The 26,076-nt window shown below is 35.7% G+C and carries 27 protein-coding genes; 16 read left to right on the forward strand and 11 right to left on the reverse strand.

What is annotated here, in order from left to right; all coding sequences use genetic code 11:
• The first annotated feature begins 379 nt into the window (after window positions 1–379).
• Window positions 380–1,609: a group II intron reverse transcriptase/maturase gene (gene ltrA, locus FAF07_RS11170; protein WP_246067690.1), complete on the forward strand. Its 1,230-nt coding sequence runs from the start codon at window positions 380–382 to the stop codon at window positions 1,607–1,609.
• Between the two features lie 133 nt (window positions 1,610–1,742).
• On the opposite strand, the gene FAF07_RS11175 is transcribed toward ltrA, so the two are convergent.
• From FAF07_RS11175 to surE, 4 genes are read right to left on the reverse strand one after another with little or no spacing between them, the layout of a single operon-like run.
• The gene (locus tag FAF07_RS11175; protein ID WP_142785189.1) at window positions 1,743–2,297 is read right to left on the reverse strand and encodes a C40 family peptidase; all 555 of its coding nucleotides are present in this window, start codon (window positions 2,295–2,297) and stop codon (window positions 1,743–1,745) included.
• A 7-nt stretch (window positions 2,298–2,304) separates the two neighbouring features.
• Window positions 2,305–3,417, reverse strand: a complete 1,113-nt coding sequence (lpxB, locus tag FAF07_RS11180; RefSeq protein ID WP_142785190.1) for a lipid-A-disaccharide synthase — start codon at window positions 3,415–3,417, stop codon at window positions 2,305–2,307.
• Window positions 3,418–3,702, reverse strand: coding sequence for a hypothetical protein (locus tag FAF07_RS11185; RefSeq protein ID WP_142785191.1), 285 nt, complete (start codon window positions 3,700–3,702; stop codon window positions 3,418–3,420).
• Entirely contained in the window at window positions 3,695–4,471 is a 777-nt protein-coding gene (gene surE / locus FAF07_RS11190) for a 5'/3'-nucleotidase SurE (protein WP_142785192.1), read from the reverse strand. Before surE ends, FAF07_RS11185 begins: the two co-directional genes overlap by 8 nt.
• Window positions 4,472–4,647: 176 nt before the next feature.
• On the opposite strand from surE, the gene FAF07_RS11195 reads away from it, so the two are divergent.
• The 3 genes from FAF07_RS11195 to FAF07_RS11205 all read left to right on the forward strand — a co-directional run bounded on the left by FAF07_RS11195 (window position 4,648) and on the right by FAF07_RS11205 (window position 8,502).
• Window positions 4,648–6,786: a carboxy terminal-processing peptidase gene (locus FAF07_RS11195; RefSeq protein WP_142786601.1), complete on the forward strand. Its 2,139-nt coding sequence runs from the start codon at window positions 4,648–4,650 to the stop codon at window positions 6,784–6,786.
• 8 nt (window positions 6,787–6,794) lie between these two features.
• The gene (locus FAF07_RS11200) at window positions 6,795–7,889 is read left to right on the forward strand and encodes an ABC transporter permease (protein ID WP_142785193.1); all 1,095 of its coding nucleotides are present in this window, start codon (window positions 6,795–6,797) and stop codon (window positions 7,887–7,889) included.
• A 292-nt stretch (window positions 7,890–8,181) separates the two neighbouring features.
• A complete protein-coding gene (locus tag FAF07_RS11205; RefSeq protein ID WP_246067823.1) occupies window positions 8,182–8,502 on the forward strand; it encodes a group II intron maturase-specific domain-containing protein in 321 nt (106 codons plus the stop codon).
• 160 nt (window positions 8,503–8,662) lie between these two features.
• Here the strand turns inward: FAF07_RS11205 and FAF07_RS11210 are convergent, their stop codons facing one another.
• The 7 genes from FAF07_RS11210 to FAF07_RS11240 all read right to left on the reverse strand — a co-directional run bounded on the left by FAF07_RS11210 (window position 8,663) and on the right by FAF07_RS11240 (window position 12,993).
• Complete coding sequence (locus FAF07_RS11210; RefSeq protein WP_142785194.1) at window positions 8,663–8,911, reverse strand: hypothetical protein; 249 nt, start codon at window positions 8,909–8,911, stop codon at window positions 8,663–8,665.
• Window positions 8,901–9,818: an IS1595 family transposase gene (locus FAF07_RS11215; protein ID WP_142783597.1), complete on the reverse strand. Its 918-nt coding sequence runs from the start codon at window positions 9,816–9,818 to the stop codon at window positions 8,901–8,903. The genes FAF07_RS11210 and FAF07_RS11215 overlap by 11 nt, the downstream gene beginning before the upstream one ends.
• Before the next feature lie 37 nt (window positions 9,819–9,855).
• A complete protein-coding gene (locus FAF07_RS11220) occupies window positions 9,856–10,227 on the reverse strand; it encodes a hypothetical protein (RefSeq protein ID WP_142785195.1) in 372 nt (123 codons plus the stop codon).
• Window positions 10,228–10,230: 3 nt separating this feature from the next.
• Window positions 10,231–10,767, reverse strand: a complete 537-nt coding sequence (locus tag FAF07_RS11225; RefSeq protein WP_142785196.1) for a hypothetical protein — start codon at window positions 10,765–10,767, stop codon at window positions 10,231–10,233.
• Between the two features lie 96 nt (window positions 10,768–10,863).
• The gene (locus FAF07_RS11230) at window positions 10,864–11,481 is read right to left on the reverse strand and encodes a class I SAM-dependent methyltransferase (protein WP_142785197.1); all 618 of its coding nucleotides are present in this window, start codon (window positions 11,479–11,481) and stop codon (window positions 10,864–10,866) included.
• A gap of 63 nt (window positions 11,482–11,544) precedes the next feature.
• Window positions 11,545–12,156 carry a ribosome biogenesis GTP-binding protein YihA/YsxC gene (gene yihA, locus FAF07_RS11235; RefSeq protein WP_142785198.1) on the reverse strand — a complete coding sequence of 204 codons (612 nt, stop codon included), beginning with the start codon at window positions 12,154–12,156 and terminating at the stop codon, window positions 11,545–11,547.
• A gap of 72 nt (window positions 12,157–12,228) precedes the next feature.
• Window positions 12,229–12,993: an alpha/beta fold hydrolase gene (locus tag FAF07_RS11240; protein WP_142786602.1), complete on the reverse strand. Its 765-nt coding sequence runs from the start codon at window positions 12,991–12,993 to the stop codon at window positions 12,229–12,231.
• Between the two features lie 296 nt (window positions 12,994–13,289).
• Here FAF07_RS11240 and mraZ point away from each other — a divergent pair, with 296 nt between their 5' ends.
• From mraZ to FAF07_RS11300, 12 genes are all read left to right on the forward strand, one after another.
• Window positions 13,290–13,760: a division/cell wall cluster transcriptional repressor MraZ gene (gene mraZ, locus FAF07_RS11245; RefSeq protein ID WP_142786603.1), complete on the forward strand. Its 471-nt coding sequence runs from the start codon at window positions 13,290–13,292 to the stop codon at window positions 13,758–13,760.
• Complete coding sequence (gene rsmH / locus FAF07_RS11250) at window positions 13,735–14,643, forward strand: 16S rRNA (cytosine(1402)-N(4))-methyltransferase RsmH (RefSeq protein ID WP_142785199.1); 909 nt, start codon at window positions 13,735–13,737, stop codon at window positions 14,641–14,643. The genes mraZ and rsmH overlap by 26 nt, the downstream gene beginning before the upstream one ends.
• Window positions 14,644–14,967, forward strand: coding sequence for an FtsL-like putative cell division protein (locus FAF07_RS11255; RefSeq protein WP_142785200.1), 324 nt, complete (start codon window positions 14,644–14,646; stop codon window positions 14,965–14,967).
• A gap of 58 nt (window positions 14,968–15,025) precedes the next feature.
• Window positions 15,026–16,984, forward strand: a complete 1,959-nt coding sequence (locus tag FAF07_RS11260) for a penicillin-binding protein (RefSeq protein WP_142786604.1) — start codon at window positions 15,026–15,028, stop codon at window positions 16,982–16,984.
• Window positions 16,981–18,444: a UDP-N-acetylmuramoyl-L-alanyl-D-glutamate--2,6-diaminopimelate ligase gene (locus FAF07_RS11265; RefSeq protein WP_142785201.1), complete on the forward strand. Its 1,464-nt coding sequence runs from the start codon at window positions 16,981–16,983 to the stop codon at window positions 18,442–18,444. The genes FAF07_RS11260 and FAF07_RS11265 overlap by 4 nt, the downstream gene beginning before the upstream one ends.
• 21 nt (window positions 18,445–18,465) lie before the next feature.
• A complete protein-coding gene (gene mraY / locus FAF07_RS11270; protein WP_142785202.1) occupies window positions 18,466–19,701 on the forward strand; it encodes a phospho-N-acetylmuramoyl-pentapeptide-transferase in 1,236 nt (411 codons plus the stop codon).
• 96 nt (window positions 19,702–19,797) lie between these two features.
• Window positions 19,798–21,129: a UDP-N-acetylmuramoyl-L-alanine--D-glutamate ligase gene (gene murD, locus FAF07_RS11275; RefSeq protein WP_142786605.1), complete on the forward strand. Its 1,332-nt coding sequence runs from the start codon at window positions 19,798–19,800 to the stop codon at window positions 21,127–21,129.
• A gap of 97 nt (window positions 21,130–21,226) precedes the next feature.
• Window positions 21,227–22,420 (forward strand): FtsW/RodA/SpoVE family cell cycle protein, encoded by a 1,194-nt coding sequence (locus FAF07_RS11280; RefSeq protein WP_142785203.1) that lies wholly within the window; start codon window positions 21,227–21,229, stop codon window positions 22,418–22,420.
• 127 nt (window positions 22,421–22,547) lie between these two features.
• The gene (locus FAF07_RS11285) at window positions 22,548–22,901 is read left to right on the forward strand and encodes a four helix bundle protein (RefSeq protein WP_142785204.1); all 354 of its coding nucleotides are present in this window, start codon (window positions 22,548–22,550) and stop codon (window positions 22,899–22,901) included.
• Between the two features lie 3 nt (window positions 22,902–22,904).
• On the forward strand, window positions 22,905–24,017 hold the full coding sequence (gene murG / locus FAF07_RS11290) for an undecaprenyldiphospho-muramoylpentapeptide beta-N-acetylglucosaminyltransferase (protein WP_246067691.1): 1,113 nt from the start codon (window positions 22,905–22,907) through the stop codon (window positions 24,015–24,017).
• The gene (murC, locus tag FAF07_RS11295; protein ID WP_142785205.1) at window positions 24,014–25,366 is read left to right on the forward strand and encodes a UDP-N-acetylmuramate--L-alanine ligase; all 1,353 of its coding nucleotides are present in this window, start codon (window positions 24,014–24,016) and stop codon (window positions 25,364–25,366) included. Before murG ends, murC begins: the two co-directional genes overlap by 4 nt.
• Before the next feature lie 16 nt (window positions 25,367–25,382).
• Window positions 25,383–26,075, forward strand: coding sequence for a cell division protein FtsQ/DivIB (locus FAF07_RS11300; protein WP_317130288.1), 693 nt, complete (start codon window positions 25,383–25,385; stop codon window positions 26,073–26,075).
• Window position 26,076 lies beyond the last annotated feature (1 nt).

Below are 26,076 nucleotides of genomic sequence, written 5' to 3' on the forward strand. Positions count from 1 at the left end.
CGAACAGAAATCGTATACAGAGGCATATTTACTTGGGTAAGCAAGCACATCATTGTAACGCCCAACGAACACCAAAAGGGTAAATATGTAGATACGGCAGTGATTGAGAGAAAGAAGATGTCATTACCTGGGGAGGTCTCCAAAACTACGAGTTGGTTATTTGGAGAAGTCAGCAGAGGTCATAGTACCTACGGGAAACGAGTTGAGGCAATACCTCAGATGGTCTCACAAGTAGGGAAGGACAGAACATTAAATTACGTTGGAATTCGATTAGGATGCCTAGCTAGCCTAGTTTTAAACCAACAGGAGTACACGAATTATTAAACCTATGATTGAAAACGTATAATCAGCAACAAACCTTTTTAAAGCAACACGACAAGTGGAGCGCAATAAAGGCGCGAGCGGTGTAGATGGTATGAAAACAACGGAGCTTTCCGCTTATATATTAGAAAACCGTTCGACTATACTATCGACTATTCGCACAAACAGCTATAATCCAAATTCAATATTAGGAGTAACCATTCCAAAAGGACAGGGTAAAACCCGACTATTAGGAATACCAACTGTAGTCGATAGGTGGCTTCAAAAAGCGGTAAGTCAACAATTAATGGTTCATTTTGAATATGATTTTGAACCCGTTAGTTACGGTTTCCGTCCACAAAAGAACATCCAAAAAGCAGTATTACAAGCTCAAACGTATATCAATTCTGGTTATCAAGATATTGTAGATATTGATTTAGAAGGATTCTTTGACCAAGTAGACCACTGTATCTTACTGCAACTTATTTACCACAAGGTAAAATGTCCGACCACTTTGCGATTAATCCGAAAATGGCTTAGAGTTCCCATATTAATAGATGGAAAACTCCAAAAGCGCAGAAAAGGCATCCCGCAAGGCAGTCCAATTAGTCCCTTATTATCTAATATTATGTTAGATGTTTTGGACAAAGAAATGAAAAGCATGGGCTTGCGTTATGTTCGCTACGCTGATGATTTTAGCGTTTACGCCAAAAGCAAAAGCGAGGCTAAACAAATAGGAAATAGACTGTTTGTCTTCTTAAAAGATAAACTTAAATTACCTATAAACAAAGCCAAAAGTGGCATCCGCAGACCTGTAAACTTTGAGTTACTCGGGCATGGTTTTGTACCCATCTATAAAAAGGGTGTAAAAGGACAATATGTACTAGTGGTAGCCAATAAAAGTTGGGCAAAGTTTAAACGTAACCTAAAAAGTATAACCAAGAAAACCAAACCCATGTCGTTGTTAGAACGACTCGAACGACTTAATCAAGTCTGCCGAGGCTGGATGAACAATTACCGCTTAACCAACATCTATGCAAAAAGTAAAAAGCTAGATGAGTGGCTAAGAAATCGGTTGCGCTATTGTATTTGGCACGATTGGAAGAAACTAGAACGGAAACGTAAAAACCTAATTCAATTAGGTATAGAAATCGGACAAGCCTATGCTTGGAGTAGAACAAGAATGGGAGGCTGGGCAGTTGCTCAAAGTCCTATTCTAAAGACTACTATTACAGTCTCTAGACTTAAACGAAAAGGGTATAAACCTTTGTTAGATTACATTAATAATACGCAAACTTCAATTTGGTGAACCGCCGTATACGAGACCCGTACGTACGGTGGTGTGAGAGGCGCAGTGACGACTTTTAAGTCGTCACCCGTCTACTCAATTGTAGTAGAAAGGAAAAAAGGGCGTTTTATTACAGTTATTTTAAATGTATAACTTATAAAACCCGACGTGCTTCTACAAAAGCGGCATTCCAATACGGATCTGTGAATGAAGATAAGATGACGCCCCGTCGCGTTGTAGCGTGAATAAATTCAATATTTCCATTGTCAACCGACGTTACTAATCCCACATGATTAATAGCACTGCGCCTATTTTTTTTGCTCGTTTTAAAAAAGAGAAGATCTCCTTTTTTAAGCTTTCTCAAAGGAATTTCAGAACCATTTTTCGCCATATCCCGCGATATTCTGGGTAGAAAAATATCATAGGCTTTAAACGATTCAAAAATTAATCCAGAGCAATCCATTCCAGATGTTGTAGTGCCTCCCCATTTGTAGCGCACACCCTCAAACTGTCTGGCATAATTGACAATATGATCTGAAGTGGAGAAATGGGTATGGTCATTATCCCGATTTTCAGCTGTATTATTTTTTGTATGTCTTTTAGTTGAAATGACTTCAGACGTATTCGTTTTGCTAGTCCTTGCTTTTTTAGAAGATTTGCAAGCAATAAAACTGAAAAGCACCAGAAGTAGCCAAAGTATCTGTTTCATCACTAGTTTATGCTTTAATAGATTCATAAATAAGTTTCGCCGTTTTTTCGCTAGCACCTTTTCCGCCTAAGGCTTTTTCCAAATCGAAATAATCTAAAAATAATTGTCTGCGTTTAGAAGGGTCAAGAATTTTAGTGAGCTCCTTTTTAAGACGTTTTTTATTAAAGTCATTCTGAATCAGTTCGGTGACCACTTCTTTATCCATAACCAAATTCACTAAGGATATATACTTTAAGGTGATAATGCGTTTTGCAATATGATAGGAAATAGAACTCCCCTTATAGCAAACCACCTGAGGTACTTTAAAAAGCGCTGTTTCCAAAGTAGCTGTGCCAGAGGTTACTAAGGCAGCGGTTGAAACACTCAGCAAATCATAAGTTTTATTAGAAATAAAATGTACATTGGACGATTTGATAAAAGGCTTATAAAAACTATAATCTTGACTAGGGGCACCTGCGATTACGAACTGATAGTCTTTAAAGTCATCTACCAAACTCAGCATCACAGACAACATTTTTTTGATTTCCTGCTTCCGGCTTCCCGGTAATAAGGCAATGATGGGTTTATCGCTTAATTTATATTTTTCCCTAAATTTAAATTCACCAATTTGTTTTCTAGTTGAAATGCCATCAATAAGTGGATGCCCAACGAAATGCACATCATAATCATGTTTTTTATAAAAGTCTTTTACAAAGGGAAGTATAACATACATGGCATCAATATCCTGTTTTATAGCTTTTACCCTGCCCGCTCTCGATGCCCAAACTTGTGGGGAGATATAGTAATGTGTCCTGAATTTTTCTTGCTTTGCCCATTTGGCAATGCGTAGGTTAAATCCTGAATTATCTATAAATACAATCACGTCTGGATTAAAATTGGCAATATCTGTTTTACAGAATGAAATATCTTTGAAAATTTTAGATAAATTCATTACAACTTCAGCAAAACCCATAAAAGCACGTTCTTTATAATGCTTTACCAAAGTGCCGCCAACAGCTTGCATCAGGTCACCACCCCAAAATCTAATGTCGGCATTACTGTCTTGTTTTTGCAAGGCCTTCATTAAATTAGAGCCATGTAAATCACCAGATGCTTCACCAGCTATAATATAGTACTTCATTTAGAATAGTTTAAAAACAAATGTAAATACGGCTATAAAAACAGTAATCAATAGAACGCCTCTGGCACGATAATCTTGCTTTCTTTTAATAAAAATAAAAAACGCAATTAAATTTAAAATAGCACCTAAGCTTATTAGTTTTCCTAAAAAACCTTCAGCAACCGCAGCTTGAATAACTTTGGTAAAATCATCACCTTGTCCTAAAAAGGTAGCGGCAAAAAACAGGCCTATAGCATTGGCTATCAACCCAACCAATATTCCAATTATAACTTCTTTTTTAATCATTTAAATTCCATGAGTTTAAGTTTTGAATAAAATGGTGCGCCGTCAAATCAAATTGTACGGGCACCACAGATACGTAGTTATGTTCTAAAGCCCATTCATCAGTATCTTCACCGCCATCTAAATTAACAAATTCCCCAGACAGCCAGTAATATTCCCTGCCTTGCGGATTTTTGCGCTTATCAAACGATTCCACCCAATTGGCTCTTGCCTGTCTACACACTTTAATGCCTTTTATGTCTTTTTCTGAAACATTAGGGATATTCACATTTAGTACAACGCCTTTTGGTAACCCTTCTTTTATTACCTTTTCTGTAATGGTTTTTACGAACGCTTTTGAAGCTCCAAAGTTGGCATTCCACGTGTAATCCAATAGCGAAAAACCGATAGCGGGAATACCCTCAATACCAGCTTCTAGAGCGGCACTCATGGTGCCGGAATAAATCACATTGATAGAGGAATTAGACCCATGATTGATGCCAGAGACACACAGGTCTGGTCGTCTATCTAAGAGTTCCCTAACAGCCAATTTGACACAGTCTGCTGGCGTGCCAGAACAGCTGTATTCCTTTTGTGGGCCACCTGTGTTTTTTATTTCTTCAGCGTAAAGCAATGAATCCAAGGTAATGGCATGCCCCATACCGCTTTGTGGACTATCTGGCGCTACAACAATAACATCGCCAATAGTGGTCATGATATCCACTAATGTTCTAATACCCGGTGCATTAATGCCATCATCATTAGTCACTAATATTAATGGTTTTTTCGTCATTTACTTGCGTTATAAACATCGCTAAAATACATAATTTCATCTGTAAAGCCTTAATTTCTTTGGTTTAACAAAAATTTAGTAGCAATTGACTCTGTTGGCATGGTTTTTTCTTTATTTTAGTGAAAAATAAGTTGTGCTCGTACAGTGCTATGAAACTTAAACGAATGAAAAAAATTATGAGAGGCAATTATAAAATATTATTGCTAATGCTGTTATTAGCATTCGCATCATGCAGCTTTACAACAAAGACATTTAGTAATCCAGATCGAGATAAATTATTAGTTCAAGTCATCACTTATGTTTTGCAACAAGGGCATTTTGATCCTATTGCTATGAACGATGAATTTTCAGAGGAATTGTTTTCAGATTATATTGAAACATTAGATCCCGTGAAACGCTATTTTCATCAATCGGATATCACCTATTTTGAAAACTTTAAACTGGCCTTAGATGATCAACTAAAAGCAGCAGATATTACGTTTTTCAATATCACTAACGAGCGCATGATGAAGCGTATAGAAGAAGCCAAAGTCATCTATAAAGAAGTGTTGTCTCAACCCTTTGACTATAGCATTGATGAGGATTTTGATACCGACTATGACCATAGTGATTTTGTGAATAGCAAAAAGGAGATGAAAGAGCGCTGGAGAAAACAACTTAAATTCTCTACACTTTCAAATTACGATGACATTATGACGCAAGAAAAGCAAACTAAAGAAAATGATCCTGCTTACGTCATGAAAACGGAAACTCAAATTGAAAAAGAAGCCAGGGAATCTACATTAAAGTCTATTGACGTTTATTTCAATGACAACATTGATGATTTGGAGCGTGAGGATTGGTTTGCAGTGTATGTAAATACCATTGTAGAGGAATTCGATCCGCACACCTATTATTTAGCACCTCAAGGTAAGGAAGTATTCGATCAACGCATGTCGGGTAAACTTGAAGGTATAGGTGCACGCTTGCAAAAGCGTATGGACTATATTAAAATAGTAGAACTCATTTCTGGCGGCCCCGCTTGGAGAAGTAACCAATTGGAAGTTGAGGATGTTATTTTAAAAGTAAAACAAGAGAATGAGGAATACCCAGTAGACATTGTGGGAATGCGTATTAATGACGCTATAAAATATATTAAAGGTCCTAAAGGCACTAATGTTACGCTTACCATTAAGAAGGTAGATGGTTCTATCAAGGATGTTACCATTACGCGCGATATTGTTGAGCTTATGGAAACCTATGCAAAGTCATCCGTAGTTGAAAAAAATAATCAGAAGTTTGGGGTTATTAATTTACCGGCTTTCTATGTGGATTTTGAAGATTATAAAAACGTAAACGCCGCGCAAGACGTTAAAAAGGAAATTGAGCGATTAAAAGCTGATGGCATGGAAGGTTTGGTGCTCGATTTACGAAATAATGGCGGTGGCTCACTGCCAGCAGTGGTAGATATGGCAGGCTTGTTTATAAAAGATGGTCCCGTAGTGCAAGTGCGATCTACAGGTGAAGCCAAAGAGGTTTTAAAAGACAGGGATAAATCTATTTCATGGGACGGTCCTTTAGTAATTTTGGTCAATGAAATTTCAGCATCTGCATCAGAAATCATGGCTGCAGCTATGCAAGATTATAAGCGAGCGATCATTATTGGAAGTAAACAAACCTATGGTAAGGGTACGGTTCAAAATGTAATTAACCTTAATAATTGGCTCCGTGGCAATACAATTGGTGATTTAGGCGCTTTAGCATTAACCACTCAAAAATATTATAGAATTAACGGTGGCTCGGTTCAGTTGGAAGGCGTTAAAAGTGATGTTCAGGTTCCAGGTCGTTTTAGTTATATCGACGTAGGGGAAAAGGACAAAGAAAATCCATTGCCTTGGGACGAAATTGATGCCGCCAATTTTACACCGTGGGAGAATTATTACGATTACGATACCACCATTAAGAAAAGTGAAAAGCGTATGAGTAACAATGCCCAGTTAAACCTGATTGAGGAAAATGCAAAATGGGTAAAAAGTAAAATAGACGAAACAGTATTTTCTTTAAACTATAATGAATATAAGGCTCAATTAGAGAAAAATGAAGAAGAGTCAAAACGATTTGATCCTATTTCAGAGTATAAAACCAACTTAACATTCGAGTCTCATTCGTATGAAAGAGGTCTGTTTGAAAGTGATACTACCGATTTAAAAGAGAAACGCATCAGATGGCACAAGAATTTAAGTCAGGACATTTATATCGAGGAGGCGCTTAATGTGCTAGAAGATTTAAAAACAACATATCCCATTAAGAAAGTAGCATCTGCTGTAAAAAATTAGAATTTTAAATGCCTATAAAATCTAATTCGCTAAAACAATTAGCGCTCCAAAAGTTTAAAAAGAGCTTTTGGGGCGTTTTTAGTATGTATTTTATTCTGCTCGTGGGCTTGGTTTCTATTTTCGCTTATGCTATTGCCCCAGATAGTTCAAAATATGCCAATCAGATGCATTTGGCAATTCACTCCAAAAAACCAGGATTTAGCGTAGATATGCTCACGCTTCCTGCGACGTCAACTACCCCACAAAGTCAGTTTGACAAATTGTTTTTCGGAAACAAAAATGTCGATTCAGAAATCCCTATTTCAGAATATACAATAAATGAAAACCAATTAACATATATTGAGTATGCTTCGGATGGCTTAACGGGTTTAGAAAAATCTATTGATATAAATCTCTTGGAAAACAAAAATCAGAATGATTTTATTAAAGAAAAAACCTTCTATTTTGGCACTGATAAGTATGGTAGGGATTTATTAAGTCGCGTTTTGGTAGGTGCTAGAATTTCATTTTTTATTGGCTTTGTTGCCGTTTTTATTTCGTTGGTCATTGGCATTTTTATGGGAAGTGTTGCTGGGTATTTCGGCGGTAGGGTAGATGTATTCATTATGTGGATTATTAATGTGACCTGGTCCATTCCAACGCTGTTATTGGTCATTGCCATTACTTTAGCACTCGGTAAAGGGTTTTGGCAAGTATTTATTGCTGTAGGGCTTACCATGTGGGTAGAAGTGGCTAGAGTGGTTCGGGGGCAAATAATTAGTGCCAAACAGATGCAATACGTAACGGCGGCCAGAGCTTTGGGATATACAGATTTTAGAATCATCACCAAGCATATTTTGCCCAATATTATGGCACCGGTGATCGTGATTTCGGCAGCTAACTTTGCCGCGGCTATTTTAATAGAAAGTGGCCTTAGTTTTTTAGGTATAGGCGCCCAACCACCTATGGCCAGTTGGGGTGCCATGATCAAAGATCATTATAATTATATTATTCTAGGTAAACCTTATCTAGCCATTATTCCTGGCCTTTGTATTATGAGTTTGGTGATGGCGTTTATGCTTATTGGAAATGCGTTACGTGATGCTTTGGATGTTAAGAGTTGATGGTTCGTTTAACAAAACTGAAAGACTGTTGGATTAAGTCATTAATTTACTGTGTTGGCAACAGCATATTTATTATTCAGAGATTAATTCAGGTGAAATGGGATATATTTTATTGTCATCAAGCATTAAAAATTCTGGTTTAAAATCTTCAGGACAAGTTATAGCAATCTTTACTTTTTTTATTTGTTGACCTTTTATCTTTTTTGGTTTTCTATATTTCTTGGGATTCAGCTTTCAGCCGATAAGGTTCAGATTGAAAAAGGGAGGAAGCTTCCTTCAGTTTGATTGTAAAATGAGCCGAAAGTCCAAGGTTCGAATCACAAGAGAACTCCGTACACTTGCTTTCCATAACAAAACTCAACGTGGGATACAGGACTTAGCAAATTTGCTGAACCCCAAGATTCGTGGTTGGATTCAGTATTATGGAAAGATAAGTCGTAGGAGCCTACAACCTGTGTTCTATTACCTGCATAATCGTATGATCAGATGGATATTGAACAAGTACAAAAGCTTCAAAGGAAGCAAAATCAAAGCAGTAAAATGGCTTAGGTTTATTACAAAGTCATATCCAAATCTGTTCAATCATTGGGGACTGGGATACAAACTGGTCTAAATACAATTTAGGCTTTATCGACTGTATAACAAGAGCCGTATGAATCGAGAGGTTCACGTACGGTTCTGTGAGAGGTTTAGGGGTGAAATTCCCCTTTACCTACTCGACTGGTGGTAGTTTTTAAACGATTTATTCTTTTTTCCCAATCTCCATTCCAACCTTATTTTTGTGCTAAAATACAAATTGATATTGCTTGTTCATATTTTTTCTCTTTTTGTAGTATAATACTATATTGCTTAAAACCATAGTGAGAAGGAAGTGGTGCTCCAAACTTTTCTAAAAAAATCTTTTTTACTTTTTCAGCAATTTCAATTTGACGCAAACAATTTTCTTTAGCTTGATTGTAAAGTTTTATATTTTTTTGTCTTTTTCTGTAATTATAAATTTTGTATATCCGTTTAATGTCCATTAGCTGTAATGCTAGCAATAATAAGCCTATCAAAGATTCGTTCTCCAAAATACCTGCGGTTGAGCTTATAAACAAACTCGTTCAGATATAATTGCAAATATTTCTTCTTGATTTTATGATAAGTTCCCGCAAAGTTCCTTTTAGCATTGCTTATTGCTATATGCACCCATTTGAGTGTTTCTTTGGTGGTTTGTTCGTTTGATTTCTCTGTCATATGTATTTCTACATAGTCTGCAATATTTACATATGAAGTACTCTTATCTGTAAATATAATAGTTTGCTCGTCATCAATAGCGTCTTTGAAGCTTTGGTCTGTGCCATCTGCCTTGTGGTCTTCTAATACCTTAGCTTTAAAATAACGGCATTGTCTATCTACTTTTCCTGTTTCTATATCTTCCAGTATGGTGCTTTCTGCCATAATCATAACATTGGATTTAGTTTTGCTCCCTCGACCTGCTTTTTGGGTTTTGTGTGCTTGTTCCGAGGCTTCAATAGTAAAATAGCCTTCATCCATTTCTATCATTCCTTCCAATGTGTACCTGTCATCACGATCCCCCATTGCTCTACGCAGTTTATGGACCATTGCCCAAACTGGCTCATAACGTTTTAGCCCCAACTGGCGCTGTATCTCTTTACTGGAAAATCCTTTTTTTGTGGTGCTCATCAAAAAAATGGTCTTGTACCAAACCAGAAATGACAATTTAGAGCTTTCCATTATGGTGCCACTGCGCAATGATGTCCTTGAGTTGCAGGATTTACATTGATAGCTCCATTTATTGATCAGCCAATAGTGGTCTGTACATCCGCAACGCTTACAAACAACACCTTGCTTGTCCCTTTGCTCCTTGAAATGAAGCCTGCAACTCTTTTCATCTGTGAAATGAACCCCAAAAGAAAATATATCCATAGCTAACTGTTTTTGAATCAATTAAATATACAAAATATTAATCAATATAGGGGTGTTTACGGATATACAAATTATAAATTATGATATGCTGTAAATAAAAATGAATATCAAGTATTTTTTTACATTCTGAAATAGTTGATTCTGATTGTTCGATTATTTTGCTATATAATATTTCATCACTATCAACTTTTGGTGATTGCAAGAAAATTGTTAAAAATGATAATTTAGATTGATTTGATGATTTTATATCAATATCAGTTAGACTTTTTGGATTTACTCCGAGACCACTATTAAATTTATTTCTTAGATAATTTTGTTGTTCTAATGATAAGCTCTTCCAAAAATCGATAAGATTAAAATATTTAATTAAACCTTTAGTTTTAGCTTGTCTAAATTTGCCGAAAATCATTTATTAATTAAATTTTAAAGGAGGTAGTTCAAAATTGATTTGTGCTTTTTCTCTTATTTTCAAAAGTTCCTTTTTAGAAATTGTATGTGTATACTTTTTTCTTTTGTAGCATTTTCCATTCGTCAAATCCATTTTGATATTACTGTCAATTAAATGTGCGTGTGGATTGGAAGGAAAAGGGTCTAAATCGTATTTATGAATTCTCCACTTTAAGTTTTTTAATTTAATACTTATTTTATATCCAACAAGATAATCTTTTGGTATTAAATTCCTTGAAGTTTCAACGGGAAATAAAACGGTTTTAAAATCAAAATTTGAAAGGATTTTTTTTAGTTTTTCAAAATCGGCATCTATGTCCCAAAGTTGAGTTGGATGCTCAAAATTATATTTCTCTTTTAATTCTAAATATAGAGCATCATAAATATTCTCAATTGTTATTTGAGAAGACAATGATTTTGAAAACTCATCTTTTAATTTAGAAAGAATTAAGTCCAATTCCTCAATTTTGGAAAGTTCTTTATCTATTTCTTCATTTGTCATTTTGTTTTGTTCAAATGTTTGTTAAGGCACATCGTTTACACAAGTTAAAGATTAGGCTTTATGCTAAATTAGTTTCTAGCCTTAAGGATTGTACTTTTACCTCTGTTGCTTTTTAAAACCACAAAACAAGAAATTCTGTGAGGTGCCGAATGGTGTTAAATGGTTTTCTTTAATACAGTTAATTTTTTCAAATCCATGCTTAAATTCTGAAGCCAACATATCTTGATTGTATTGTTTAATCTCAAGGCCACTGCATTTGGTAGGACCGTTTTCCGAAAATGTTCCAATTATTAAAAACCCATCCACGAAATTCGTGGTAATTTCCTTGTATTTTTCAACTTGCTCATCTGTGGTTAAAAAATGAAAAGTTGCTCGATCGTGCCAAACGTCAAAAGTAGATTCTGGTTCAAAATCAGTGATGTCACTTACAACCCAATTCACCTTTTTTGACTTATCACCTAGCCGTTTTTTAGCCTTCTCAAGGGCTTTTGATGAAATATCCAATACGGTTATGTTTTCAAAGCCTTCATCAATTAGGTAATCCACAAGTTTACTGTCACCACCACCTATATCTATGATTTTCGCGGTTTTTTCAAGTCCAAATGAATTTATAAACTCCAAGGAGGTTTTTGGTGTTTCTTGTGTCCAACTAACTTGGTTTGGGTTTTTAGTTTTATAAACTGTTTCCCAATGTTGTTTTTTATTCAATTCCATTTGTATGTAGTTTAGCTTATTCTAAGCGTATTATAGAACCGTAGTTTATACCGTGCAAAGTAATTAATTGGAATCCAATTGCATATTTTCATTTAGGCAGTCAATATATCCCAATACCTCTTCCTTTCCAATATCTTTAGAAGAGGAGGTAATAAAATAATTAGGGACATGTTCCCAAGTTTCCAAGAGCACTTTTTTGTAAGCTTCCACATGGTTTTCTATCGCTTTGGGTCTAAGCTTATCGGCTTTTGTAAAAATGATAGAAAACGGGATGTTGTTTTCCCCCAGCCATTGCATAAATTCTAAATCGATAGGTTGTGGGTTATGCCTAATGTCCACTAAAACAAAAGCGGTGACGAGTTGTTCGCGTAAGCCAAAATATTGTGTTATAAATTTTTGAAACACCTTTTTCGAACTTTTAGATACCCGGGCATACCCGTAACCTGGTAAATCTACCAAATGCCAGTTTTTATTAATTAAAAAGTGATTGATCAATTGTGTTTTTCCAGGTCGGCCAGATGTTTTAGCCAAACTTTTTTTGCTCGTTAGCATATTTATAAGAGAGGACTTGCCAACGTTACTTCTGCCAATAAATGCGTATTCCGGTAATCTGCTTTTAGGGCATTTGGTAACATCAGAGTTGCTCATCACAAATTCGGCAGATTTAATATGCATGTATGTATCTTAAAAAATTTATTTAAAAAAAGCTGTTCGGTTGAGTATTTTACAGATCTATTTATTTATTGACTATAGGCCTCGTTCCTGTAACCAAGTATTTAAAATGGTATTGAATTCGTTTGGATGTTCCATCATGGCGGCATGCCCACACTTGTCAATCCAGTATAAATCGGAATTTGGTAATAACTCGTTAAATTCTTCAGCAACATCTGGCGGTGTGACCGTATCGTTTTTACCCCAAATAATGCAGGTTGGTGTGGTCATTTTTGGCAAATCTTTAGCCATATTATGCCTAATGGCACTTTTGGCAATAGCTAAGGTTTTTATAAGTTTATTGCGGTCATTTACGGTTTCATAAACTTCATCAACAATGGTCTTGGTGGCTACGGCGGGATCGTAAAAAACATCTTGTGCTTTTTTCTTGATCACCTCATAATCACTTCGCTTGGTATAACCGCCACCCATGGCACTTTCGTACAAACCAGAACTTCCTGTAATTATTAGCGCTTTTACTTTTTGTGGATATTGTTTCGTGTAATATAAACCGATATGCCCTCCTAGGGAATTACCCAATAATATAAAGTCTTTAAAACCCTTAAATTCAATAAAATCATGGAGATATTTAGCGAAACTCTTAACATTGGTTTTTAACAGGGACCTTGAATAAATTGGTAGCTCTGGTATGATAACTTTGTAGCCGTTTTGGCTAAAATAATCAGTCACACCATCAAAGTTACTGAGGCCTCCCATAAGACCATGAAGTATTATTATTGGCGCACCTTCACCCGCTTCAATATAACTATATTTTTTTTCCTTCTTTAAACTGTAGGTCATTAAATGGTTGGTCATTTCGTTAAAAACAAATATAGTTAATTCATTCATATTTCAAGAATTTTAATTAATTCTCAAAAAAGTTTTATAGATGAATGAAATGTTAACAAAAATCTTTGCTCCCAACTACTTTTTATAATTGATTGACAGTAAGGCTTCCTGCTAGTTTTTTGAGTCCAATAGAACCTTCAGCTTGCCTTTAGTCGAAAAATTATTAACAAAGTGGGGTAAAGTGGTAAAATGTGGTAAAATTTTCAATATATTTGAAACTTAATCATCTAAACTTCAGCAAAACCGCTTTGGACTTACTTACAGGAACATACGAATGTAAAGTTGATGCCAAGGGCAGACTAATGATGCCAGCTGCGTTAAAAAAGCAGTTGTCGCCAGTATTACAAGAAGGTTTCGTGCTGCGCCGTTCGGTTTTTCAAACCTGTTTAGAGTTGTATCCCATGAGTGAGTGGCAAAAACTCATGCAGAAAATCAATAAGCTTAACCGGTTCAAAAAAAAGAACAATGATTTTATCCGTCGGTTTACCGCGGGTGTGAAAATGGTTGAGGTCGATGTTAACGGACGCTTATTAATCCCAAAGGACTTAACGGTATTTGCTAATATTTCGAAAAATATTGTGATTACGTCGGCGATCAATATCATTGAAATTTGGGATAAAGATTTATATGAACAGGCTATTAATGATGCGACGACCGATTTTGCTGACTTAGCTGAAGAGGTTATGGGACAAGATGACGAAGACTATGGAATATCATAATCCGGTTTTATTAAAAGAAACAGTAGATGGTTTAAATATCAAAGCAGATGGCGTGTATGTGGATGTCACCTTTGGTGGTGGTGGACACAGCAAAGAGATTTTAAACAGATTAGGCCCTAAGGGTAAATTATACGCATTCGATCAAGATTTAGATGCGCTTGAAAACGCTATTGATGATGACCGGTTTACATTGATCAATGAGAACTTTCGTTTTGCAAAACGGTTTTTAAGATTTCATGGTATTAAAAAAGTGGATGGCATTTTAGCAGATTTTGGAGTCTCCTCACATCAATTTGATGTCGCTGAACGCGGATTTTCAACACGATTTGAAGCCGATTTAGATATGCGAATGAACCAGCAAAATAAATTATCGGCATTTCATGTTATTAATGAATATGAAGAAGAAGCGTTGAAACAAGTGTTTTTACAGTATGGCGAATTAAGAGCGGCGCCTGCTATGTCGCGATTAATAGTTGAACATAGAAAAACGGAATCAATAATTACTAGCGAGCAACTGAAAACTGTTTTAAGAAAATTTTTACCGCCACGTCATGAAAATAAAGTATTGGCTCAAATATATCAAGCTATTCGTATTGAGGTAAATCAAGAAATTGAAGCGCTCAAGGAATTTTTAATGCAGACGCCAGAAATGCTTGATACTGGTGGGCGTTTAAGTTTTATCTCGTACCACTCCTTAGAAGACCGGTTGGTAAAGCGTTTTATAAGAAACGGCTTGTTTGAAGGAGAACCAGAACGTGATATGTATGGCAATTTTGAAGTGCCATTAAAAAAAGTAAACGGATTGATTGTGCCATCGGCAGAAGAAATAAAAATAAACAGTAGGGCGAGAAGTGCAAAACTGCGTATCGCTGAAAAGATTTAAATGAAGAACAATATTTATAGCATATTAAAAGGCACCTTTTTGGTGAGTGATGATTCTTTCAAGAATTGGAGATTCATCATTTTCATTTCCATATTGGCTATAATTATGATAGCCAGTTCACATAGTGCCGATAAAAAAGTTTATGAGATCGCACGCTTAAAAAATGAAGCTAAGGAAATGCGTTCTGGATTTGTGGATGGTCGTTCTAAGCTGATGAGGCTTAAAATGGAATCGGCAGTCATAAAAAAAATGAAAGCAAAGGGGTTGGCGCCCTCAGTGGTGCCAGCAAAAAAGATAAAAGTTAAATCTCAAAAACTAAAGTAAGACTTTGGCAGTAAACGAGAAAGGCATATTAAACCGATTATATTTTATAGCAGGATGCATGTTCGTCTTTGGGCTTGCCGTGGTTTTTAAGTTGCTAAGTATTCAGTATTTACAAGGAGATAAATATCGTTCGCTTGTCGAGAAACGCGCCATAAAAAATGTGACCATTCCAGCAAATAGAGGGAATGTGTATGCCGACGATGGCAGTTTATTGGCAACCTCAATCCCTAAATATAATATTGCTATTGATGCCGTTATTGCGCCAACAAATACGTTTGAAGAATTTGTAAATCCGCTGTGCGATTCATTGTCTAATTATTCAGGCAAATCGGCATCGTATTATGAAAAGCTTATTAGAAAAGCCCGCGCCAATAAAAATCAATATTTACTATTGGCAAGAAATATTAATTATACAGATTATACACGTTTTAGAAATTTCCCGCTGCTGCGACTTGGAGCCATTCCTGGTGGATTAATTGTAAACCAGAAAACAAAACGCGAATTCCCCATGGGTGAAATTGCACAACGTTCTATTGGTTATGAGCGCTTTGATGAAAAAGGCAATGTGACCAGAGCTGGGATTGATGGTGCTTTTGGTGTCAAGTATTTAAGAGGAACCGATGGCAAACGCTGGAAGCAGAAAATAGGAAATAACAAATGGAAACCGCTTACAGATTATAATCAAGTGGAACCAAAAGATGGCTATGATGTCTACACGACTATAGATGTTAATATCCAAGATATTGCACACCATTCGCTGTTGGGGCAATTGGAATATTACGAAGCAGAACACGGCTGTGTTGTAGTTATGGATGTAAAAACAGGGGAAGTAAAGGCCATTTCTAATTTAGCAAAAACCAAAAAAGGAAACTATTACGAAAAACGTAATTATGCCGTTTGGGAATCTCATGAACCGGGATCGACCTTTAAAGTGATGGCTTTAATGGCGGCTTTAGAAGATAAAGTCATTGATACTGCAACCATTGTTGATACCAAAAGAGGGACGAAGCGCTTTTATGGCAGAACTATTTCTGATTCCCATCATGGAGGCTATGGTAATATCTCTGCCGCTAGAGCCTTAGAGGTATCTTCAAATATTGGCTTAGCAACGCTAATAGACGAAAACTATTCTAAAGACCCAAATAAGTTTTTAAAGCGTTTAAAAAAATGGAATCTGGATAAGCCTTTAGGAGTTTCAATTATGGGTGAGGGCGATCCGTTTATTCCAGAACCAGGTCATAAAAAATGGAGTCGAAATGCATTGCCATCAATGGCCTATGGTTATGGTATTTCTTTAACGCCATTACAAACACTCACATTTTATAATGCCATTGCAAACGATGGTGAAATGGTGAAGCCACGATTTATTAAAGCGGTCAAGGAGTTTGATAAAGAAATTGAAGTTTTTGATAAGGAAGTGACTAACAAAAAAATATGTTCAGATAAAACGCTTGGTGAGATTAGAGAGATTTTGAAAAATGTTGTCGTTAGAGGTACTGGGCAAAAGTTGTATTCCACAAATTTTTCGATGGCGGGAAAAACAGGAACCGCCCAAACGGAGTATTGGATGGACGATTGGAAAGAAAATAAAAGATATATCTCGTCTTTTGCTGGTTATTTTCCTGCTGATGCCCCTAAATATTCATGCATAGTCATCATCCATAAGCCAAGTACTAAGAAGGGTTATTACGGTGCGGATGTAACGGGGCCCGTATTTAAAAGGATCGCTCAGAAAATATTCACCGATACACCTTTAATAGACGAAATAGAATCGCTCGACGTCAAGCGCGCTTCAACCATTAATGAATACGATAGTTTTTATACGTCATCAAAAACCTATAAAACCATCATGCCCAATGTTATTGGGATGCCAGCGATGGATGCTTTAGCGCTATTGGAGAATATGGATGTTAAGCTGAAAGTGAAATTGAGTGGTAATGGTATAATAAAAACACAATCCATAAATAAAAGTGTCAAACTGAAAAGTAATCAAACTATTGTTTTAAAGGCTTCATGATAGTATTAAAGGACATATTGTATAGAGTAACCCTGAATGCCGTAGTTGGTAGTACAAGTATTGGTATTCGTGCTATTCATTTTGATTCTAGAAAAATCGAGAATGATGATGCCTTTGTGGCTATTCGCGGTTACGCAGTAGATGGTCATGACTATATAAATGTTGCTTTAGCAAATGGTGCTAAGGCCATAATTTGTGAAGTACTACCCGGAAATCTAGTAGATGGTATTACGTATATAGAAGTTAGCGATTCCAGTAAAGCACTCGCCATAATGGCTTCAAATTTCTATGATGTCCCATCAGAAAATTTAAAACTAATTGGTGTTACGGGCACGAATGGTAAAACAACCGTGGCCAGTCTGTTATATCAATTGTTTAAAAAAGCGGGCTATAAAGTGGGATTGCTCTCTACCGTAAAAATTATGGTAGATAATAAAGTCTATAAAGCCACGCATACCACCCCGGATTCATTAACCATAAATAAGTATTTGATGGAAATGAACCTAGCCGGTGTAGAATTTTGTTTTATGGAAGTGAGCTCTCATGGCATTCATCAAAACCGTACTGAAGGTTTGTGTTTTGAAGGTGGCATTTTCACAAATTTATCTCATGACCATTTAGATTATCATAGCACTTTTGCAGAATATAGAGATGTAAAGAAGTCCTTTTTTGATGCATTACCAGCTAAGGCTTTTGCACTTGTGAACACGGATGATAAAAATGGTCTGGTCATGCTGCAAAATACAAAAGCTAGAAAATACACCTATGCTTTAAAAGGGTATGCCGATTATAAATCTCAAATTTTAGAGAATCAGTTTGGAGGCTTATTATTAAAAATTAATGATAGTGAAGTTTGGACGCGATTGGTAGGGAATTTTAATGCTTACAATGTGCTTGCCATTTACGCCACTGCGGAATTATTAGGGCTCGAAAAGGTGGAGATACTTCGGTTAATAAGTGATTTGGAAAGTGTGAGTGGGCGTTTTCAATATTTAATTTCAGATGAAAAAATAACGGCTATTGTAGATTATGCACACACACCTGATGCCTTAAAGAATGTTCTGGAAACCATAAATAGTATCAGAACCCAAAATGAAGAACTCATTACGGTTGTAGGTTGTGGTGGCGATAGAGACAAAACTAAGCGCCCAAAAATGGGACATATTGCGACCGCTTTAAGTACCAAAGTGATATTTACAAGTGATAATCCAAGAAGCGAAGTTCCTGAAGACATTGTTAAGGATATTGAAAAAGGCGTGGAGCCACAAAACTTTAAAAAAGTGTTAACCATAGTGGATAGGGCACAGGCTATAAAAGCAGCGTGCCAAATGGCGCAACCTAACGATATTATTTTGATAGCTGGAAAGGGGCATGAAACCTATCAAGAAATTAAAGGTGAGCGCTTTGATTTTGATGATTATAAAACAGTACAAGAATTACTAAGACAACTAAGCAAATAACCAAAACCAAACAACTCATTTATGTTGTATTATTTATTTGAATATTTAGAACAAGAGTTCCAATTGCCAGGGGCTAGCCTATTTCAGTTTATTACGTTTAGGGCTGCTTTGGCTATTTTGTTTTCATTGTTGTTATCTACCATATTTGGGCGAAAAATAATTTTGTATTTACAAAAACAGCAAGTAGGTGAAACGGTAAGGGATTTAGGTTTGGTGGGTCAAGTTGAAAAAGCAGGTACGCCAACCATGGGCGGTATCATCATTATTATTGCGACGCTGTTGCCGGTGTTATTGTTTGCCAAATTAGATAACATATATGTTATTATGCTTGTTGTGACCACATTATGGATGGGTTTGATAGGTTTTATTGACGATTATATTAAAGTATTTAAAAAAGATAAAGAAGGCCTAAGTGGAAAATTCAAAGTGCTTGGACAAGTAGGGTTAGGAATTTTCGTAGGTGCGGTGATGTATTTCCATCCTGGAGTCACTACAAAGCAAGAGAAAATTAATCCTAAATATTCCAATGAAAAAATTACCCAGAATTCACCTAATGAGTTTTTTGCAGCAGAAAATAGGTCTTTGAAAACCACCATTCCTTTTGTTAAAAATAATGAGTTTGACTATGCGAGTTTGGTGTCATGGATGGGTGATGATTTTGCAAAATATGCATGGCTTATTTTTATACCAATTGTTATTTTTATTGTAACCGCGGTTTCAAATGGCGCCAATCTCACTGATGGTATAGATGGTTTAGCGGCGGGAAGTTCTGCCATTATTGTATTTGCCTTGGCCATTTTTGCTTTTATCTCTGGAAACATCGTGTTTTCAGATTACCTTAATATCATGTTCATACCTAGTTTAGGTGAGCTTGTGGTATTTATTGCGGCATTCGTGGGTGCACTCATTGGTTTTCTATGGTATAATACCTATCCAGCTCAGGTTTTTATGGGGGATACAGGAAGTCTGACCATTGGAGGCGTTATTGCAGTCATTGCCATTGCGGTAAGAAAGGAGCTGCTTATTCCTTTACTGTGCGGTATTTTTTTCGCGGAGTCTCTATCGGTGATTTTACAAGTAAGTTATTTTAAATATACCAGAAAAAGGTATGGAGAAGGGCGACGCATTTTTAAAATGTCACCCTTGCATCATCATTATCAAAAATCAGGATATCATGAAAGTAAAATAGTCACGCGATTTTGGATTGTGGGTATATTTCTGGCAATTCTGTCCATAGTGACATTGAAATTAAGATAAATTACTATGAAAACAGGAATCTCATGAAATAAAAGCGGAATGACAAAGGAAAAACAGCAGATTGGGAAGTCCTTACCCTTTGGGGAAGGATTTAGGATGGGGCGTTTAGTCGTATTAGGAGGTGGAGAAAGTGGTGTTGGAACGGCATTACTGGGAAAAGAAAAAGGGTTCGACGTTTTTGTTTCTGATAAAGGAAAAATAAAAGAAAAATATAAACAAGTTCTTATACATAATGCCATTGAATGGGAAGATGAAATGCATACGGAGTTAAAAATCCTTAATGCTGATTTAGTGATGAAGAGTCCAGGCATTCCAGATAAGGTGCCTTTGATAAAGCGAATTCGCGAACGGGGGATAAAAATCGTTTCAGAAATTGAATTTGCATCCACATTTACCGATGCTACCATAATAGGGATTACAGGAAGTAATGGGAAAACAACCACCGCCACCTGGACGCATCATATTCTAAAAGAAGCATTACATGTGGGATTGGCAGGCAATATTGGAGACAGTTTTGCAAAACAGGTTTTAGAAGAGGATTATAAAAACTATGTGCTGGAGATTAGTAGTTTTCAATTGGACGATATCATAGATTTTAAACCGAAGATAGCGGTAATAACAAACATAACACCAGATCATTTAGACAGATACAATTATGAATTTCAAAATTATATCGATTCTAAATTTAGAATAGCAATGAATCAAACAAAGGATGATTATTTAATATATGATGCCGACGATGAAGTTATTACCAATCATTTAAAACAACACCCAGTTCAATCCACATTATTACCATTTTCATTAACAACACCTATTGAAAACGGAGCGTATTTAGAAAAAGACAAAATAATAATAACAATAGATAACAATAAAATAATTATGCCAACTACAAACCTGAAATTAGAGGGATTACACAATACTAAAAACGCTATGGCGGCCTCTACTGTGGCACATCTATTAAAAATTAGAAAGCAGACCATACGAGAAAGTTTAGAAAATTTTCATGGTGTCGAGCACCGATTAGAGCAAGTGCTTAAAATTAATAAAGTGCAATATATCAATGACTCGAAAGCAACTAATGTGAATGCCACATATTATGCTCTGGAAAGTATGGATGCACCAACGGTATGGATTGTTGGAGGAGAAGATAAAGGAAATAATTATGCGGAGTTATTTCCGTTTATTAATGAAAAGGTTAAAGCCATTATTTGTTTAGGTGTGGATAATGAAATGCTTTTGCACACGTTTGGCAATATGGTTGATATTATAGTTGAAACCCAATTTATGAGTGAGGCGGTTAAAATTGCTTATAAAGTTGCCGAGGCAGGTGATAACGTTTTATTGTCTCCTGCTTGTGCCAGTTTCGATTTGTTTGAAAACTATGAAGACCGAGGGCGTCAATTTAAAAATGCCGTTAGAAATTTATAACCCATCTTGATCCTTCTAAAGTCAAGAAACTGTTATGGGTTAAGTAAATAATTAATAATAAAACAAATTTTTCCTTCTGGGAAATGTCTGTAGGACAATGGGAAACATATTTAAAAACATAAAAGGAGACCGGTTAATATGGGCTATAGTAGCATTACTGGCCATATTGTCATTTCTGCCCGTATATAGTGCAGCTAGTGATTTGGCTTACGATAAGTATGATGGCAACACATTTATAGCCTTTGTCAAGCATTTTATGCATTTGTTTTTAGGCTTTTCCATTATGTATGGTGTGCACAAAATACCGTATCGATATTTTAAAGGATTGTCTCTAGTCATGATTCCAATTGTATTGGTGCTGTTGGTTATTACCATGTTTCAAGGTACGGTTATGGGAGGTGCCAATGCTAGTAGGTGGATTAAAATCCCCATTGTAGGCATGTCATTTCAAACCTCTACGTTTGCTATGGTGGTGCTTATGGTGTATGTCGCGCGTTATATGTCTAAAATTAAGGATATATACGTGTCTTTTAAGGCGAGTATATTGCCTTTGTGGATTCCTGTGTTTTTGGTGTTAGCCCTCATATTGCCATCTAATTTTTCAACGGCGGCGATTATGTTTTTAATGGTCATGATCTTGGTGTTTTTAGGAGGTTATCCTGTACGTTATTTAGCTGTAATTATTGGTACTGGTTTGGTGGCTTTAACCTTTTTTGTCATGGTCGCAAAATTAACCACAGGATCCCTAAATGTAAAGGTGACGACTTGGGAAAATAGAATTAAGAATTATTCAAATGGCGAAGATACCCAGGCCGACTATCAAATTGAAAAGGCAAAAATAGCCATTGCGTCTGGAGGGATAAAAGGTGTTGGCCCAGGTAAAAGTATACAGAAGAATTTTTTACCGCAATCCTCTTCAGATTTTATATTCGCCATTATTATTGAGGAGTATGGGTTAATTGGAGGGTTTCTGATTATTATTTTATACATGTGGCTATTGTTTAGAATAGTCATCGTAGCCCAAAAATCGGACACTATTTTCGGGAAGCTCTTAGTGCTCGGTGTGGGATTGCCCATTGTGTTTCAAGCACTCATTAATATGGCTGTTGCCGTGGAGCTGTTTCCTGTTACAGGACAAACATTACCCTTAATTAGTAGTGGGGGTACTTCGATATGGATGACCTGTTTGGCCATTGGCATTATATTAAGTGTGAGCGCCAAACGTGAAGAAATTAAAGAAAAAGAAAGTTTAGAAGATAATCCGTTAGAAATTTTATCAGAAGCTATATGATTTAAGATATACGATTTGTGAATTACGATTGAAAAGCATGAAACATCCATAACTAAAAGTTCGATACCTAAGGACAATGATTATATGGATGCTACATGTGACCAATAAAAAGCAATAGAATAAACACATGAAACAAATATTAAAAAATAGAACAAAGAAATATGTAGCTGATTGTTGGAGTCTCTGCAATAAGTTTCCTGTCTCAAGAGAGTACAATGCATTTTATAATCAGTTAATAAGATGCTCAAGTTCGGTTGAGGCGAATTATAGGGCAGCTTGTAGAACAAAATCTGATGCAGATTTTATTAATAAATTAAAAATAGCAGAAGAAGAGGCGGATGAGAGTATGTATTTTTTGGAATTATTATTGGAATTAAGTGATAAAGAGGATAAAGAAATAAAAAGATTGCATGCTGAAGGGAATGAGTTGTTATCAATAGTTGTTGCGTCTATTAAAACGATGCGTAATCGTAAATCATAAATCGTGAATCGTAAATCTATCAAATATAAATTCATATTGTCTGGAGGAGGTACAGGAGGTCATATATATCCTGCTATCGCTATTGCAAACGAGTTAAAATCTCGTTTTCCAGATGCAGACTTTTTATTTGTAGGAGCAAAAGATAGAATGGAGATGGAGAAAGTACCAGAAGCGGGTTATGCGATTAAGGGACTTTGGATTTCTGGTATTCAACGAAAACTAACATTAAAAAATGCAATGTTTCCATTTAAAGTAATTAGTAGCTTATGGGATGCCCGTAAAATTATAAAGTCTTTTAAGCCGGATGTCGCCATTGGTACTGGTGGTTTTGCCAGCGGTCCATTATTACAAATGGCTGCATATAAAAATATCCCGAGTTTAATACAGGAACAAAATTCATATCCTGGAATTACCAATAAGTTACTATCTAAAAAAGCAAAAAAAATATGTGTGGCATATGATGGTTTAGAGCGGTTTTTTCCAAAAGATAGAATTAGAAAAACTGGAAATCCAGTACGTCAAGGCTTATTGAATATTGAAACTAAAACGGTAGAAGCAAAAAACTTCTTCAACTTAAAGCATGGTAAACACACACTCTTGGTTTTGGGAGGCAGTTTAGGATCGAAGCGGATAAATGAATTAATAGAAAATAAATTAGATTTTTTAGATACTAAAAACATACAGATTATCTGGCAATGTGGAAAATTGTATTATCAGCAGTATAAAATCTATAATAACACGAATAATGTGCAGGTGCATGAATTTTTGAATAATATGGATTTTGCCTATGCGGCGGCTGATATCGTGATTTCTAGAGCGGGAGCGAGTTCGGTTTCCGAGCTTTGTATTGTTGGTAAACCGGTCCTGTTTATTCCATCCCCTAATGTGGCAGAAGACCATCAAACCAAAAACGCCATGGCTGTGGTAAAAAACGATGCGGCACTATTAATTAAGGAATCAGATTTAGATGTGGATTTTGAAAATAAGTTTTCACAACTCATCGCTTCACCAGAAAGACAAAAGCAGCTTGGTGACAATATTAAAAAACTAGCATTAGTAAATGCAACCAGAGATATAGCTGACGAAGTAGAAAAGCTATTAAAAATAAAACAATGAACTTAAACAGCATACATAATATATATTTTATTGGCATTGGTGGTATCGGCATGAGCGCACTGGCGCGATATTTTCAAGCTGGTAAAAAACAAGTTGCTGGATACGATAAAACAAAAACCGAAATCACTGAGAGTTTGGAAACATTAGGTATTTCAATTCATTTTGAAGATGATATAGTGAATATTGATAAGGCTTATCTGGATCCTAAGGATTCACTAATTATTTATACGCCAGCCATAAATAAACATAATAAAGAATTAGATTATTTCAAGACCAACGGGTATCAGGTTTTAAAACGATCTGAGGTGTTGGGTATCATTACAGAAAACACCTTTTGTTTGGCCGTTGCGGGTACCCACGGAAAAACTACGACCACAAGTATTTTAGGGCATTTATTGTATGAATGCCAAGTGAGTGTCACGGCATTTTTAGGAGGTATTAGTGAAAATTACAATTCCAATTTAATATTAAATGGTAAAGACGTCTCAGTTGTTGAAGCTGATGAGTTCGACCGATCATTTTTAACCTTATCACCAGATATGGCTTGTATTACCTCCATGGATGCAGATCATTTAGATGTTTATGGTGAAGCAGGTGCTTTAAAAGAGTCATTCATAGCATTTTCAAAACGACTGAAACCTAACGGAAAATTATTTATAAAAAACGGACTGCCACTAAAAGGCATCACCTATGGGATTGAAGATGATTCCGATTATGCCATTCAAAATATAAACATAATAAACGGCACTTATTTTTTTGATGTAAGAACACCAAAAAAAGTGCTGGAAAATTTACAATTTAACCTGCCTGGTAGACATAATTTGTCGAATGCATTAATAGCCTTGGCGATGGCTGCAGAATATGGGTGCCCTTACCCGCAGCTCGCCAAAGCTTTAGCATCTTATAAAGGTGTGAAACGCCGGTTTACCTATCAGATTAAAACAGACGATTTAGTTTTTATAGATGATTACGCGCATCATCCAGAAGAAATTAACGCCGTGCATCATGCGATACGGGAAATGTATCCCAATAAAAAAGTATTAGCGGTTTTTCAGCCCCATTTATATAGCAGAACGCGTGATTTTGTGGGCGATTTTGCTAAAAGTTTGTCACAGTTTGATGCGGTTATACTGCTAGATATTTATCCTGCGAGAGAATTGCCAATAGAAGGCGTTACTTCTAAATGGTTATTGGATAAAATAAAAATTAATAATAAAAAATTAGTAAACAAAACCGAACTGGTTTCCACAATACAGCATAGTCATGCGGATATTATTTTAACTATTGGTGCGGGGGATATTGGAGAAGAAGTAAAACATATTAAAAAAGGATTAAGTCTTGCGAGTTAATTGGAATTACATAAAGATGATAGGCCTACTTAGTTTAGTAGTGTTTCTCTATGCTTTTTCATCCCATAGAAATGAGCTAAGAACAGTATCAGAACCAAATGTAAAATTTGTTGGAGAAAACAACCTTTTTATTACTAATGAGACTGTTAGTAAATTGTTAATACAAAATCAAGAGGGTCTTAAAAATATGCCTAAAGAAACTTTAGATTTGAATGAATTAGAAGATGCCCTAAATTCTAATCCAATGATTAAATCAGCGGAAGTCTATCTTACTGTAAATGGTACACTTCATGCTGAGATTAAGCAGAAAACACCTATTGCTAGAGTAAACACAAATGCGTCATATTATATTGACGATGACGGTTTGTTTATGCCATTGTCATCAAATTATTCGGCACGAGTACCTTTGGTTACTGGTTATATTGAAAAAAACAATTTAAAAAATGTATATGAGGTTTCGCAAAAGATTGTAAATGATGAGTTTTTAAGAACGAATGTGATTGAAATCCATCAAGCCTTAAATCAAACCATATATTTAAAATTAAGACAGTGCCAGTTTAAAGTACAATTAGGAGACGTAAGTAACTTAGATAAAAAGATAAATAATTTTAAAGCGTTTTATCAGAAAAATTTAAAAGAAAAAACACTGAACAATTACAGAAATGTCAATTTACAGTTTGACAACCAAGTAGTGTGTAGCAAAACATAAA

Origin of the sequence: Changchengzhania lutea (assembly GCF_006974145.1) — a bacterium.
In the GTDB taxonomy this organism is placed as follows: Bacteria; Bacteroidota; Bacteroidia; order Flavobacteriales; family Flavobacteriaceae; genus Changchengzhania; species Changchengzhania lutea.

Coding starts and splice junctions, on each gene's coding strand:
- FAF07_RS11175 (WP_142785189.1), bottom strand. CDS start 2,297: ATGAAACAGATACTTTGGCTACTTCTGGTGCTTTTCAGTTTTATTGCT.
- lpxB (WP_142785190.1), bottom strand. CDS start 3,417: ATGAAGTACTATATTATAGCTGGTGAAGCATCTGGTGATTTACATGGC.
- FAF07_RS11185 (WP_142785191.1), bottom strand. CDS start 3,702: ATGATTAAAAAAGAAGTTATAATTGGAATATTGGTTGGGTTGATAGCC.
- surE (WP_142785192.1), bottom strand. CDS start 4,471: ATGACGAAAAAACCATTAATATTAGTGACTAATGATGATGGCATTAAT.
- FAF07_RS11195 (WP_142786601.1), top strand. CDS start 4,648: ATGAGAGGCAATTATAAAATATTATTGCTAATGCTGTTATTAGCATTC.
- FAF07_RS11200 (WP_142785193.1), top strand. CDS start 6,795: ATGCCTATAAAATCTAATTCGCTAAAACAATTAGCGCTCCAAAAGTTT.
- FAF07_RS11205 (WP_246067823.1), top strand. CDS start 8,182: ATGAGCCGAAAGTCCAAGGTTCGAATCACAAGAGAACTCCGTACACTT.
- FAF07_RS11210 (WP_142785194.1), bottom strand. CDS start 8,911: ATGGACATTAAACGGATATACAAAATTTATAATTACAGAAAAAGACAA.
- FAF07_RS11215 (WP_142783597.1), bottom strand. CDS start 9,818: ATGGATATATTTTCTTTTGGGGTTCATTTCACAGATGAAAAGAGTTGC.
- FAF07_RS11220 (WP_142785195.1), bottom strand. CDS start 10,227: ATGATTTTCGGCAAATTTAGACAAGCTAAAACTAAAGGTTTAATTAAA.
- FAF07_RS11225 (WP_142785196.1), bottom strand. CDS start 10,767: ATGACAAATGAAGAAATAGATAAAGAACTTTCCAAAATTGAGGAATTG.
- FAF07_RS11230 (WP_142785197.1), bottom strand. CDS start 11,481: ATGGAATTGAATAAAAAACAACATTGGGAAACAGTTTATAAAACTAAA.
- yihA (WP_142785198.1), bottom strand. CDS start 12,156: ATGCATATTAAATCTGCCGAATTTGTGATGAGCAACTCTGATGTTACC.
- FAF07_RS11240 (WP_142786602.1), bottom strand. CDS start 12,993: ATGACCTACAGTTTAAAGAAGGAAAAAAAATATAGTTATATTGAAGCG.
- rsmH (WP_142785199.1), top strand. CDS start 13,735: ATGACGAAGACTATGGAATATCATAATCCGGTTTTATTAAAAGAAACA.
- FAF07_RS11255 (WP_142785200.1), top strand. CDS start 14,644: ATGAAGAACAATATTTATAGCATATTAAAAGGCACCTTTTTGGTGAGT.
- FAF07_RS11260 (WP_142786604.1), top strand. CDS start 15,026: ATGTTCGTCTTTGGGCTTGCCGTGGTTTTTAAGTTGCTAAGTATTCAG.
- FAF07_RS11265 (WP_142785201.1), top strand. CDS start 16,981: ATGATAGTATTAAAGGACATATTGTATAGAGTAACCCTGAATGCCGTA.
- mraY (WP_142785202.1), top strand. CDS start 18,466: ATGTTGTATTATTTATTTGAATATTTAGAACAAGAGTTCCAATTGCCA.
- murD (WP_142786605.1), top strand. CDS start 19,798: ATGGGGCGTTTAGTCGTATTAGGAGGTGGAGAAAGTGGTGTTGGAACG.
- FAF07_RS11280 (WP_142785203.1), top strand. CDS start 21,227: ATGGGAAACATATTTAAAAACATAAAAGGAGACCGGTTAATATGGGCT.
- FAF07_RS11285 (WP_142785204.1), top strand. CDS start 22,548: ATGAAACAAATATTAAAAAATAGAACAAAGAAATATGTAGCTGATTGT.
- murC (WP_142785205.1), top strand. CDS start 24,014: ATGAACTTAAACAGCATACATAATATATATTTTATTGGCATTGGTGGT.
- FAF07_RS11300 (WP_317130288.1), top strand. CDS start 25,383: ATGATAGGCCTACTTAGTTTAGTAGTGTTTCTCTATGCTTTTTCATCC.